The sequence below is a fragment of the Pseudomonas sp. BF-R-30 genome (genome assembly GCF_019956175.1).
Lineage (GTDB): Bacteria > Pseudomonadota > Gammaproteobacteria > Pseudomonadales > Pseudomonadaceae > Aquipseudomonas > Aquipseudomonas jessenii.
This window is the reverse complement of record NZ_JAHBDE010000001.1, coordinates 174228-186341: the sequence shown is the minus strand read 5'-3', so window position 1 is coordinate 186341 and position 12114 is coordinate 174228. Positions and strand designations below refer to the sequence as shown.

Genomic DNA, 12114 nt, shown 5'->3' with positions numbered 1-12114 from the left:
GACGCGGTTTTTCTGTACAAGTACTTTCGTCGGGATTACGACGGCTTCGCCGCCGAACGGGGGCAAGCCCCCTCGCCACAAACGCTGCCTTACCCCATTTCTACAGCGATCAATGATTACGCAAACTCCTCGCGGAGCATCGCCACAAACGCCTCACGTGCCGGGTGCACCCCGGCGTTTTCGTGCCAGTAAAACAGGTTGTCGACGGCGGTCAGCTCGGGAAACTCAAACCCTGCGCACCCTGCACCTTTGGCGTATTGGTCAAAGATCCCCTTAGGCACCAGCGCCACGCCGGCCCCGGCGCTGACGCAACCGACAATCGCGCCATAACTGGCCAGGCTGACAATCGGCAGCGCCTGCCCCTTTCGCAACAACCAATGCTCCAGCGCCGCCCGGTACGGACAGCCCTGGGGCCACATGAACACGGTCTGGTCCTGCAAATCACTGATGTCCCGCAGCGGCCCCAGGGAGGTCGAGGCGATCAGCAGCAGCTCTTCGCGGTACATCGGCGTGCGCTTGAGGTGCGAACGCTCGACATCCACCGCCACGATGGCGCCGTCGAGCTTGTGATTGAGCGTGTCGTCGAGCAACTGCCCCCAGGAGCCGGTGGTCAGCTCCAGCGCCACCTGCGGGAAACGCTTGTGGAATTTCGCCAGCAGGCGCGGCAATCGCCCGGTGGCCGACGACTCGATGGCTCCGATGCGCAACGGCCCCGAGGGTTCGGCCGAAGGATCGACCGCGCGCTTGGCCTCGGCGGTGAGGGCAAGAATTTTCGAGGCATAGGCCAGGAAGGTTTGCCCCGACGGGCTGATGCGCAGCCCTCGACCCTCACGCAGAAACAGCGCAACACCCAGTTCGGCCTCCAGGGCCTTGATCCGGGCCGTGATGTTCGACGGCACGCAATGCAACAGCTCGGCCGCGCGGGCGATGCTGCCGACATCGGCCACGGTCTTGAACATGCGAATCTGAGCCAGCTCCATACATCACCTATAGTGAACGGTTAGCGCAGTATAAGTCAGTTGTGGCGAACGATCGGCTTTCTGATACTCGGTGCATCCACCCACAGGTGCACGACCATGACGCCGCTCACACCCTCCCCCGTTTCACCCTGGAAAATCATTCTGGCCATGGCGTTTGTCGTGGCGTGCTGGGGCTACTCCCCGACCGGCATCCATATCGGCTTGCAGGCCTACGACCCTGTGCACCTGGCGCTCCTGCGCTTCCTGCTGGCCTCTGTGTTCATGGCCGTGGTCGCGATGTTCAAGGGCATTCGCCTGCCGAGCCTGCGAGATCTGCCCCTGATGTTCGGCCTGGGCTTCTTTGCCGTGAGCCTGCACCACGTGGCGATCAACTTCGGACAGCAGGGTGTCAGCGCCGGCGCTTCGAGCGTCCTGGCCCAGACCACGCCGCTGTTCAGCACGCTGATCGCGCGCTTCGTGTTCAAGGATCAGGTGAGCCTGTGGCGCTGGGGTTGTGTGCTGCTCGGGTTGTTTGGCGTGATGATTGTGGTGGCGGGCGATCATGGCTTGGGCAGCATTGATGCCCACGGCTTGCTGATCCTGCTGGCGGCGGTGTCCTGGAGTCTCTACTTTGCCCTGCAAAAGCATCACACCGGGCGATACGACGGGCTGACGCTGGTGTGTTACACGGTGTGGTCCGGGACGGTGCTGTTGCTGATCTACTTGCCCGGCCTGGCGGATCAAGTCGCCCAGGCGCCGCTGCGCGTGCAGTTTGCGGTGATTGCCCTAGGGATTTTCCCCAGTGCCCTGGCGTACCTGGCCTGGGCTTATGTGCTGGCGCATGTCGATTTGAGCCGGGCGACGATGACGCTGTATTTGACGCCGCCGACGGCGATGGTGATTGCGTCCTATGCGCTGGGTGAGCGGCCGACGCTGATGATCGTGGTCGGCGGGCTGGTGGTGTTGGCGAGTGTGCTGGCGTTGAATCTGGAGCGGCGGGTTGTGGTTGCTCAGGCTGTTAGGGTCTGATCCATGCTTTTTGCTGTCTGGGCTGGCGCCTTCGCGAGCAAGCCCGCTCCCACAGGTTCTGAGGTGTGCTCAAGAGCTGCGGCAAACATAAAACCCTGTGGGAGCGGGCTTGCTCGCGAAGAACGATGACTGGGTGTCACTGACAAAACACCCAAATCGCAGTCAGCTGGGCGAAAACCGGTCACGACTGTTGGTCAGGTGCAGCCACATCGCCGCCCGCGCCGCGTCCGGGTCCTGGCGTTTGATGGCGTTGAGAATCGCCTCGTGCTCCAGGTTGGCCAACTGACCGAGCTTGCTCAAGTCCACCGCACCACGCTCGGCGGCATTGACCCGGGTGCGCGGGATCATCGCACTGCCCAGGTGCTGCATGATTTCGGTGAAGCAGACGTTGCCGGTGGCTTCGGCGATCAGCAGATGAAAACGCCGGTCCGCCTCGACACAGCTGTCGTTGTTGGCCAGCAGGTTTTGATAGTCGTCCAACGCTTCACGCATCTGCGCCAGTTGCAGATCGGTGCGGCGAGTTGCCGCCAGCGCCGCCGCCTGGGTTTCCAGACCCATGCGCAACTCCAGAATACTGCGCACCCCCAACGCCGTATCGACATTCAGCCGCAGCCCCTGCTCCGGAGCGCGCTCGATCACAAACGTGCCAATCCCATGCCGGGTTTCCACCAGCCCCGAGGCCTGCAACTTCGAGATCGCCTCGCGCACCACCGTGCGACTGACCCCGTGCTCCTGAACGATGGTGTTTTCCGACGGCAGCTTGTCGCCGGGCAACATCTGGCCGAGCAGGATGCGCTGGGTCAGTTTCTCCACCAGGTCATGGGCCAGGTTGTGGCTGCGCTTGCGGGCAGGTGCTTCGAGGTCTTCTTGCATGGGCGTGTCCGAAATCAGGGCTATCGAATCGTAGCACCGCGCCGGACGGGAATTCCGAAAAATCTCGCTCAACTTGTATGACAACACTCCACAAAAGCCCATATCGAGTCGCATAAAAGGCCACTCAACACCACCAATAGAATTAAAAACCTCTGAATTTCCGCCATTTCATTGGACAAACATGGTTGCAAGCTCAAAAAACCTAGTTGTATGATGTCTATCAACAACGCAACACACAGCTTCACCCCGCATAAAAATAACGAGTGGGAGAAAACGCAGTGAATACATCCATCTCCGGGATGCACGACGACGCCAATTCAGCGCTGAAGTCCGCCATCGCCAAAGTCAAAAGACACGTCTTGCCGCTGTTCGTCATCATGTTCATCGTCAATTACATTGATCGCGTGAACATCGGTTTCGTCCGCACCCACATGGAGCACGACCTGGGCATTGGCGCGGCCGCCTACGGCCTGGGTGCCGGTCTGTTCTTCATCGGTTATGCACTGTTCGAGGTGCCCTCCAACATCCTTCTGCAGAAAGTCGGCGCACGCATCTGGCTGACCCGGATCATGCTGACCTGGGGCCTGGTCGCCGCAGGCATGGCGTTCATCCAGAACGAAACCCACTTCTACATCCTGCGTTTTCTGCTGGGCGTGGCCGAAGCCGGGTTCTTTCCCGGGGTGATCTACTACTTCACCCGCTGGTTGCCCGGCGTGGAGCGAGGCAAGGCGATTGCCATCTTCCTCAGTGGCTCGGCGGTCGCGTCACTGATCTCAGGCCCCCTGTCCGGTTTGCTCCTGCAAATCGAAGGGCTGGGCCTGCACGGCTGGCAGTGGATGTACTTCATCGAGGGCATGTTTTCGGTGGGGTTGTGCGTGTTCGTCTGGTTCTGGCTGGACTCCAGGCCCCACGACGCCAAATGGCTGAGCCGCGAAGAGCAGGACGCACTGGTCAAGGCCATCGACGACGAACAACTGGCCCGGGAAGCCGCCACGCCCATCAAGCCGTCGCTGGGCAAACTGCTCAAGGATCGCCAGATCATCCTGTTCTGCCTGATCTACTTCTTTATCCAGCTGACCATCTACGCCGCGACCTTCTGGCTGCCGAGCATCATCAAGAAGATGGGCGATCTGAGCGATGTCCAGGTCGGGCTGTTCAACTCGATTCCGTGGTTGCTGTCGATTGTCGGCATGTACGCCTTCGCTTCCTTGTCGGCCAAATGGAAACACCAGCAAGCCTGGGTCGCCACTGCCCTGCTGATCGCCGCGGCCGGGATGTTCATGTCCACCACCGGCGGGCCGGTCTTCGCCTTTGTCGCCATCTGCTTTGCAGCACTGGGCTTCAAATCCGCCTCGTCGCTGTTCTGGCCGATTCCCCAGGCCTATCTGGATGCGCGCATTGCCGCTGGCGTCATCGCGTTGATCAACTCGGTGGGCAACCTCGGCGGCTTCGTTGCGCCGACCACTTTCGGCCTGCTGGAAGAACGCACCGGTTCCATTCAGGGCGGGCTGTACGGCCTGGCCGCGACTTCGATCATCGCCGCCATCATCGTGTTTGCTGCCCGTAACACACCGAAACCCGCACCTGCCGTGGCGCTGGGCAAACCCGCTCCCGACCACGCCTGAATTCTGCTTTTTAAGGATTGGAAAATGAACCCACAAGACACCGCAAAAGCCCCGGTCATCACCAGCATGCAAGTGGTTCCCGTCGCCGGCCACGATGGCATGCTGCTCAACCTGAGCGGCGCCCACGGCCCGTTTTTCACCCGCAACATCGTGATCCTCAAGGACAACGCCGGCCACACCGGCGTTGGCGAAGTGCCGGGGGGCGAGCGCATTCGCCAGACCCTCGAAGACGCGCGCAGCCTGGTGGTCGGCAGCCCGATTGGCACTTATCAGAAAATCCTTAATCAGGTACGCCAGACCTTCGCCGACCGCGATGCCGGTGGCCGCGGTTTGCAGACCTTCGATCTGCGCATCACCATTCACGCCGTCACCGGCCTGGAAGCCGCATTGCTCGATTTGCTCGGTCAGCACCTGGACGTACCGGTGGCCGCCCTGCTCGGCGAAGGCCAGCAACGCGATGAAGTGAAGATGCTCGGCTATCTGTTTTACGTCGGTGATCGCAACGAAACCGACCTCGCCTACCGCAGCGAACCGGACGCCGACAACGACTGGTTCCGCGTGCGGCATGAGAAAGCCATGACCGCCGATGCGGTGGTCCGCCTGGCCGAGGCGGCTCACGCGCGTTATGGCTTCAAGGACTTCAAGCTCAAGGGCGGCGTGCTCAGCGGCGACGCCGAAATCGAAGCGGTCACGGCCCTCGCCGAACGCTTCCCCGATGCGCGCATCACCCTCGACCCGAATGGCGCCTGGTCACTGAAAGAAGCCATCCGCCTGTGCCGCGATCAGCACCGCGTGCTGGCCTACGCCGAAGACCCGTGCGGGGCAGAAAACGGTTACTCGGGGCGAGAAGTCATGGCCGAATTCCGTCGCGCCACAGGTTTGAAAACCGCGACCAACATGATCGCCACCGACTGGCGGGAGATGAGCCATGCGATCCAGTTGCAGTCGGTCGATATTCCCCTGGCCGACCCGCACTTCTGGACGATGCAGGGTTCGGTGCGCGTGGCGCAGATGTGCCACGAATGGGGCCTGACCTGGGGTTCGCACTCTAACAACCACTTCGACATTTCCCTGGCGATGTTCACCCATGTCGCGGCAGCCGCGCCGGGCGAGATCACCGCCATCGACACCCACTGGATCTGGCAGGATGGCCAGCGCCTGACCAAGGCCCCGCTGCAAATCGTCGACGGCTGCGTGCAGGTGCCGCAGAAACCGGGGCTGGGGGTCGAACTGGATATGGATCAGGTCGCCAAGGCTCACGAGCTGTACAAAGGCATGGGCCTGGGGGCGCGGGATGACAGCGTGGCGATGCAGTTCCTGATTCCCGGCTGGAAGTTCGACAACAAGCGGCCTTGCCTGGTGCGTTGAATCGCCAAGCGCGTTGAATCAAGGGTTGCGTGTGGCCGCCTGATGGCGGCCGATTTTAAAAAGCGCTCGGAGCATGGCGCTTGAGCCCCTAAAATGACGCGCAACTGAATCAACGACGGATGAAACCAATATGGACAGGCTGAAAACCATCGCCGCTTGCATGGCGATATTCGCCGCAGGCCAGTGCGTTGCACAGGATCAAGTCGAGACAGTGGTGAACGCCGCTGTACAACCGGTAATGCAGGCCGAGGGTATCCACGGCATGGCCGTGGCGGTCACCGTCAACGGCCAGGCGCATTACTTCAACTATGGCGTCGCCTCGATAGAAACCGGCAACCCCGTCACACAGGACACACTGTTCGAAATCGGCTCCGTCAGCAAAACCTTCACCGCCACCCTCGCCGCCTACGCCCAGGCCACCGGCAAGCTGTCCCTGACCGACAAGGCCAGCCAGGTCCTGCCGGCCTTGCGCGGCAGTGCTTTCGACCACATCAGCGTGCTGCAACTGGGCACCTACAGCGCTGGCGGTTTACCCCTGCAATTTCCTGCTGAATCTGATTCGGCCGACAAAATGCTCGGCTACTACAAACAATGGAAACCGCTCTACGCCCCCGGCAGCCACCGACTGTATTCGAACCCCAGCCTGGGCCTGTTCGGCTACCTCGCCGCCCACAGCATGGGCCAGCCGTTTGATGACCTGATGGAGAAGACCCTGCTGCCAAAACTCGGCTTGCAGCACACCTATGTGCATGTGCCGCAGGATCAGATGGCGCTCTACGCCCAGGGCTACAACAAGGACGGCAAACCGGTACGGGTGGGTCCGGGCGCGCTGGATTCCGAGGCGTATGGGGTGAAGACCAGCGCCGCAGACTTGCTGAGCTATGTCGGCGCGAACATGAAACCGGCGTCCCTGGAAAAGCCGTTGCAGCAAGCCATCGCCTTGACTCACAGCGGTTACTACACCGTAGGCGATATGACCCAGGGCCTGGGCTGGGAGATGCATCGATACCCGATCACTCTGGATCGCTTGCTGGACGGCAACTCCACGCCGATGGCCATGCAAGCCCATGAAGTCCAGTGGCTGAACCCGCCGCAGGCGCTACCGCAGAACGTGCTGATCAACAAGACAGGCTCAACCGGTGGCTTCGGTGCTTACGTGGCGTACGTGCCTTCGAAGGACATCGGCATCGTGATGCTGGCCAACAAGAATTATCCCAATGCGCAACGGGTCAGGATCGCTCATCAGATACTGAGTGCCCTGACTCCATAAGCCATGCCGCCTTATCCATAAATAAGGGCGACCTCTAGAGGTCGCCTTTTTTACTTTATCGGCGCACCTTCGGACGGGTCGATATTGTCCAGTGCGCGGTTCACCAACAATTCGCCCACCACTGCCAATTGTTGAATCGACAGCGCCACATTGCGGTTGGAACTTTCCAGGTTACAAGCCAGATCGGTGACCAGCACATTCAGGGACGCGAGGGTTTCGCAAGCGTGGCACAGCAGCGTTGGGGTGTCGACGTTTGGGAGGATGGTGAAGATGTGGCTGACCGGGTCGACGTGTTTGGGGTTGCGCAAGCGAGCGCTGACGGCGGGTTCGGTGATGTCTGACAGCGGTAGATCTGAGTCGGATGGGGATTCCGGGGGATTCGGACTTAGCTTTTTCATGAAGAAGTACCATTGGGGATTGTTGAGAAAACTACCCATCTCACTTCCACATGAGGGTGGCAGCTGTACGCAGGTGTGGAAGTCCAGGTCAATCCACCAAAACCCGGTGCACTCGAAAGTGCTCCCGCGCACAGCCGCCAAAACGCGGCAATGTTGACATAAAAAATGTCGACTTGCGCTCTAGGGGCATTGGTAGATGGCTTGAACCAACGGACTTCCACATCCGACCGCTGATTTGCTGCGGCTGACGAAGATTATCGATACGGCCCAATGGGCACCAGTTCATGGGATACGCCACGTTTTGAAGGAAATTTCCGACGCACGTGAAGGCCTTTGCCCACACTCACTTTGATGAGCATCTAGTTACAAACACCTTTTTACTCATGCCCGTTGTGATGCAGGTGAAACCGTTGTATCTAATGGACCTCCCAAGCCTACGAACGGCATCGGATCAATCCGTGGCCGGGAATGACATAATGCGCGCTCAAGTATTCAAACCGACTGACCTTCGAAGGGCGTTGTAATGGAAATCACCAGACTCAAGCTCACGGATGTCGGTCGCTTTACCGATCTCGAAGTCTCGTTAGCCCCTACACCAAATCACCCCTCCAACATAACGGTTCTGGTAGGAAACAATGGTGCCGGGAAAACCACACTATTGAAGTCACTGGCCACCTCCCTAAGTTGGTTGGTCGCGAGAATTCGTACCGAGAAGGGCAATGGCAATCATCTTGCTGAAGACGACGTTCGAAATGGTGCGATAGCTGCACTAATTTTGATTGGCGTTATAGACGAGTCGCTGACACGCTCACATCTTGCTGACGCCGGCTCTGAAGACACAGTGTTCACGTGGGGTATTGCCCGAGGCAGACAAGGACGGAAGGCGCATATCCATAGCTCATTAGGAGGTGTTAGTCGCTTGGCGGATCACTACCGCAACCAACTGACAGCCGACGATAAAGCCTCGCTCCCACTGATCGCCTACTATCCAGTCGAACGCTCAGTCTTGGAAATCCCCCTAAAAATCCGCACCAAACACTCCTTCGATCAACTCGATGGTTATGACAACGCGTTAAACCGCGGCGTCGATTTCCGGCGCTTCTTCGAATGGTTCCGTGAACGCGAAGATAGCGAAAATGAAACCGGCGTGTCGGACACAGCTTTGGCAGAGATTTCCGCAAAGTTCGGCAAAGACAGTGATATCTGGAAAACCCTTTCCCAGTTGAAGGCTTCGTCCCGCGACCGTCAATTGACTGCTGTTCGCTCAGCTATCGCCGCATTCATGCCCGGCTTCAGCAACTTGCGAGTGCAGCGTAAACCCCGCCTGCACATGGCGATAGACAAGGGTGGCGTGACGCTTAACGTTTCCCAACTCTCACAAGGCGAAAAGTCGATGATGGCGCTGGTCGGCGATATCGCTCGCCGATTGGCGATGATGAATCAATCTTTGGACAACCCGTTGGAGGGTGACGGCATCATCCTGATCGATGAAGTCGATTTGCACCTGCATCCCAAATGGCAACGCAGTCTGATTCGGCAGTTGAGCGAGACTTTCCCAAATTGCCAGTTTGTCCTGACCACTCACTCGCCATTGGTCATCAGCGACGCGAAAGACGTGCTGTGCTATGTGCTCAATGACGGGGAGCTGCAAGAACACAATGGTCTGTATGGATTGGATGCCAACCAGGTACTTCTGGAAGTCATGGACACTGATGTGCGCAACAGCGAAGTGCAAAAACGTCTGAATCTATTGCTCAAGCATTTACAGGATGGTGATCTGGACGGTGCGAAGAAACTGTATTCCGAGCTTTCTCTAGAGCTGCCAGAGGGACATCTGGAGCTGGCGAAGGCAGCCTTGTTGATCCGTAAGTTGGAGCTACGTCGTGCGTAAGATCGACAAAGGCATGGAGCCACCCTCGTTGACTCGCTTTAAACGTTCGAACAACACGTTGCGTTACCGGGATTTACCGCCGGAAGAAAGTCGGTCCATTCGATCATCCTGTATCTCGGAACAATACGGCTTATGCGCGTATTGCTGTCAGTCGATCACCGTTGATAGCGCTCACAACGAACACCTTGAAGCCCAGGATCGTGCGCCGAATCGAACCTTGGACTTTTCCAACATCGTCGCCAGTTGCCAACATCCGCATCAATGCGGTCATGGTCGAGGAACACGAGTGTTGCCGCTTACACCCTTGATGGCCGAATGCGAGTCCGAATTGAAGTTCTACTTGTCCGGCCTGGTCGCGGGAAAGACCGAGCGGGCCAAGGTAACAATTCAGATATTGAATCTGGGTCATACCGAGCAAAGTAACAAAGGACTTGTGGGCAAACGAAAAGCGATGGTTGATGCACTCATTTATAGCCAGAGCGTACCTCCCGAAGACCTGCAATTTGAAGACGAAGAACTCCTAAGCTTGCTTTTGGAGGATCTGAAGGTTCCCGATGCGGCTCAATGTCTTCAGCCATTTTCACCCGTACTGGTCAATGTCATCCATCAACTTCTGGCTCAACCTTGAGCTAGAGTCAGCGGTTCTTCAGGTCCGGGTTACGCTGCTGCGCAGCGAACACCGGCTGTGCTCGCTGCAACAGGAATCAATCATCCGGCATTTCAGGCGGCTTGGCGGGTTTGGCCGGTTTGCCAGGTTTTGTACCTTTGGCGCCTTTTGCCGCCGGCTCGGCTTCAGTGACGGGAGCGGCCACGGTCGCGGTAAATTCTTTTTCGGCCGCCGGCAGCTGATCGACAGCGCTGAAAACATCTTCCAGCTTGATGGCATCCGATTGTTCAAGTTTCTTTTCGCCGTCCTTGCCGACCAGAATCACCTTGGTCTTGGCGCCGGCCCCCAGCTTGAGCGAGCGGATCAGTGCCGCCGTGTCCTGTGGCCCGAGGTCCTTGCCGTCGCGCTGGCCCATCAGGTTGAGTACGGTGTAGAGCACCATGTTGCGGTCGGTGAAGCCCTTGCGGTTGGCCGGCTCATCCAGGGACTTTTTCAGGCTGACCCAGGTCGGATCAACCGTGCTCGGAGCGATGACGATCAGTGGCCGGGCCCTGCCCTTGTCCATGTCCAGCGGTGAGTCGCCATCGGCGGCGAACGAGGTGCCGGCAATCGCCAGCAAAGTAGCCAGAGTCAGTGACCTGATGAGCATGCGCATCTCCTTTTGATATTCACGCTCTAATGATTGCGCATCGCGGCGATCGTTCCGGGTGACATACCGCAAATATTGTTCGCCTTGCCCCAAGCTTAGGTCAGGGCGGTCATTGCGCAACAGACTGGGCTAATCTGAAGACTCATGGCAACCAGCCTGATCCCTTGTGAGGACTTGCCCATGAGTACTCAGTTGAATCACACCATCGTCTGGTGCCGGGACAAGCAGGTTTCGGCGAATTTCCTGACGGGCCTCCTTGGCCTGCCTGCCCCCGAGCCCTTCGGCCCCATGCTGATCGTCAAACTGGATAACGGCGTATCACTGGATTTCTACGACAACGAGCCGCCGATTGCGTCTCAGCACTACGCATTCCTGATTGGCGATGAGGATTTCGATGCGGCCTTCGCACGCCTGCAAGCCAACGGTCAGCCATGGTGGGCCGACCCGGGCAAGCAGCGACTGAGGGAGATCAATGATTACGCGGGAGGACGGCGGGTGTATTTCGATGACCCGGACGGGCATCTGCTGGAAATATTCACCCGCGAATGAAGCTGGCGTGGCGGCTTGAATCAGAACGCCAGTTTGTAGCCGATCAGCAACAGCATGGTCGCCAGGCAAGGGCGCAGCACTTCGTCGGAGATGCGCCCGGTCAGGTGGCTGCCCAGGTAAATCCCCGGCAACGAGCCCACCAGCAAGTAACCCAGGACGTGCCAATCCATGTTGCCCATGCTGGCGTGGCCAAGGCCCGCGACCAGGGTCAGCGGCACGGCGTGGGCGATTTCAGTCCCCACCAGGCGGCGGGTCGGCAGCATCGGATAGAGAATGAACAGTGCCACGGTGCCCAGTGCACCGGCACCGATGGACGTCAGCGCGACCATGGCGCCAAGGACCAGCCCGGTGATGACCGTCATCACGTTCAAGCGCAATCCGCTGGGGTTGTAGTTGCCACCCGCACGTTTGTGGGCGAAGTCGAGCAGGCGCTTCTTGAACAGGATCGCCAGAGCCGTGGCGAACAACACGAACCCGAGGGCCTGTTTGATGATCGCGTTCATCGACTCGGGGGCGCTGTGCAGGGTACTGAGGAACCACAGCGTCAACGCCACCGCGGGCACGCTGCCCAAGGTCAGCCAGCCGGTGATCGCCCAGTCGATGTTGTTGTTCTTGCGGTGAACCAGTACGCCGCTAGACTTGGTGATGGCGGCGTACAGCAGGTCGGTACCGACCGCCGTCGCCGGGTTGATGCCGAACCCAAGCAGGATCGGGGTCATGAGCGACCCGCCACCTACGCCAGTCATGCCGACGATGAAGCCGACAACCAGCCCGGCAACGACCAACCCGATGTTCACTAAATCCATGAATACTTCCACAAAGATCGCAGGGGAAATCTGGCCCGCAGCATAGCGATATTTCTTATAACCAGTTATATCGATGCGATCTATCTTTAT

Annotated in this window: 12 protein-coding genes; 7 read left to right on the top strand and 5 right to left on the bottom strand. The window is 58.9% G+C overall.

The window, feature by feature from the left end:
* Positions 1–116: 116 nt before the first annotated feature.
* Complete coding sequence (locus KGB20_RS00715; protein ID WP_150814226.1) at positions 117–980, bottom strand: LysR family transcriptional regulator; 864 nt, start codon at positions 978–980, stop codon at positions 117–119.
* A gap of 96 nt (positions 981–1076) precedes the next feature.
* Here KGB20_RS00715 and KGB20_RS00710 point away from each other — a divergent pair, with 96 nt between their 5' ends.
* Complete coding sequence (locus tag KGB20_RS00710; protein ID WP_223531784.1) at positions 1077–1988, top strand: DMT family transporter; 912 nt, start codon at positions 1077–1079, stop codon at positions 1986–1988.
* Positions 1989–2150: 162 nt separating this feature from the next.
* Here KGB20_RS00710 and KGB20_RS00705 read toward each other — a convergent pair whose 3' ends face one another.
* Complete coding sequence (locus KGB20_RS00705; RefSeq protein ID WP_090456787.1) at positions 2151–2861, bottom strand: FadR/GntR family transcriptional regulator; 711 nt, start codon at positions 2859–2861, stop codon at positions 2151–2153.
* A gap of 278 nt (positions 2862–3139) precedes the next feature.
* On the opposite strand from KGB20_RS00705, the gene KGB20_RS00700 reads away from it, so the two are divergent.
* The 3 genes from KGB20_RS00700 (at position 3140) to ampC (ending at position 7124) form a co-directional block, all read left to right on the top strand.
* Positions 3140–4486: an MFS transporter gene (locus KGB20_RS00700; protein WP_223531782.1), complete on the top strand. Its 1347-nt coding sequence runs from the start codon at positions 3140–3142 to the stop codon at positions 4484–4486.
* Positions 4487–4510: 24 nt separating this feature from the next.
* Positions 4511–5854 (top strand): glucarate dehydratase, encoded by a 1344-nt coding sequence (gene gudD / locus KGB20_RS00695; protein WP_223531780.1) that lies wholly within the window; start codon positions 4511–4513, stop codon positions 5852–5854.
* A 160-nt stretch (positions 5855–6014) separates the two neighbouring features.
* Complete coding sequence (gene ampC, locus KGB20_RS00690; RefSeq protein WP_411740883.1) at positions 6015–7124, top strand: class C beta-lactamase; 1110 nt, start codon at positions 6015–6017, stop codon at positions 7122–7124.
* 50 nt (positions 7125–7174) lie between these two features.
* On the opposite strand, the gene KGB20_RS00685 is transcribed toward ampC, so the two are convergent.
* Positions 7175–7522 carry a DUF6124 family protein gene (locus KGB20_RS00685; protein ID WP_223531776.1) on the bottom strand — a complete coding sequence of 116 codons (348 nt, stop codon included), beginning with the start codon at positions 7520–7522 and terminating at the stop codon, positions 7175–7177.
* Positions 7523–8045: 523 nt separating this feature from the next.
* On the opposite strand from KGB20_RS00685, the gene KGB20_RS00680 reads away from it, so the two are divergent.
* Complete coding sequence (locus KGB20_RS00680; protein ID WP_223531774.1) at positions 8046–9413, top strand: AAA family ATPase; 1368 nt, start codon at positions 8046–8048, stop codon at positions 9411–9413.
* A complete protein-coding gene (locus KGB20_RS00675; RefSeq protein WP_223531772.1) occupies positions 9406–10041 on the top strand; it encodes a TIGR02646 family protein in 636 nt (211 codons plus the stop codon). Before KGB20_RS00680 ends, KGB20_RS00675 begins: the two co-directional genes overlap by 8 nt.
* Before the next feature lie 76 nt (positions 10042–10117).
* Here the strand turns inward: KGB20_RS00675 and KGB20_RS00670 are convergent, their stop codons facing one another.
* Positions 10118–10669, bottom strand: a complete 552-nt coding sequence (locus tag KGB20_RS00670) for a DUF4174 domain-containing protein (protein WP_057714025.1) — start codon at positions 10667–10669, stop codon at positions 10118–10120.
* 180 nt (positions 10670–10849) lie between these two features.
* Here KGB20_RS00670 and KGB20_RS00665 point away from each other — a divergent pair, with 180 nt between their 5' ends.
* Entirely contained in the window at positions 10850–11218 is a 369-nt protein-coding gene (locus KGB20_RS00665) for a VOC family protein (protein ID WP_057714024.1), read from the top strand.
* Positions 11219–11238: 20 nt separating this feature from the next.
* On the opposite strand, the gene KGB20_RS00660 is transcribed toward KGB20_RS00665, so the two are convergent.
* On the bottom strand, positions 11239–12024 hold the full coding sequence (locus KGB20_RS00660) for a sulfite exporter TauE/SafE family protein (RefSeq protein WP_223531770.1): 786 nt from the start codon (positions 12022–12024) through the stop codon (positions 11239–11241).
* Between the last annotated feature and the right edge of the window lie 90 nt (positions 12025–12114).

Excerpts from the sequence above, each read along its gene's own strand:
- KGB20_RS00715 (WP_150814226.1), bottom strand. The coding sequence starts at position 980 with ATGGAGCTGGCTCAGATTCGCATGTTCAAGACCGTGGCCGATGTCGGC.
- KGB20_RS00710 (WP_223531784.1), top strand. The coding sequence starts at position 1,077 with ATGACGCCGCTCACACCCTCCCCCGTTTCACCCTGGAAAATCATTCTG.
- KGB20_RS00705 (WP_090456787.1), bottom strand. The coding sequence starts at position 2,861 with ATGCAAGAAGACCTCGAAGCACCTGCCCGCAAGCGCAGCCACAACCTG.
- gudD (WP_223531780.1), top strand. The coding sequence starts at position 4,511 with ATGAACCCACAAGACACCGCAAAAGCCCCGGTCATCACCAGCATGCAA.
- ampC (WP_411740883.1), top strand. The coding sequence starts at position 6,015 with ATGGCGATATTCGCCGCAGGCCAGTGCGTTGCACAGGATCAAGTCGAG.
- KGB20_RS00685 (WP_223531776.1), bottom strand. The coding sequence starts at position 7,522 with ATGAAAAAGCTAAGTCCGAATCCCCCGGAATCCCCATCCGACTCAGAT.
- KGB20_RS00680 (WP_223531774.1), top strand. The coding sequence starts at position 8,046 with ATGGAAATCACCAGACTCAAGCTCACGGATGTCGGTCGCTTTACCGAT.
- KGB20_RS00670 (WP_057714025.1), bottom strand. The coding sequence starts at position 10,669 with ATGCTCATCAGGTCACTGACTCTGGCTACTTTGCTGGCGATTGCCGGC.
- KGB20_RS00665 (WP_057714024.1), top strand. The coding sequence starts at position 10,850 with ATGAGTACTCAGTTGAATCACACCATCGTCTGGTGCCGGGACAAGCAG.
- KGB20_RS00660 (WP_223531770.1), bottom strand. The coding sequence starts at position 12,024 with ATGGATTTAGTGAACATCGGGTTGGTCGTTGCCGGGCTGGTTGTCGGC.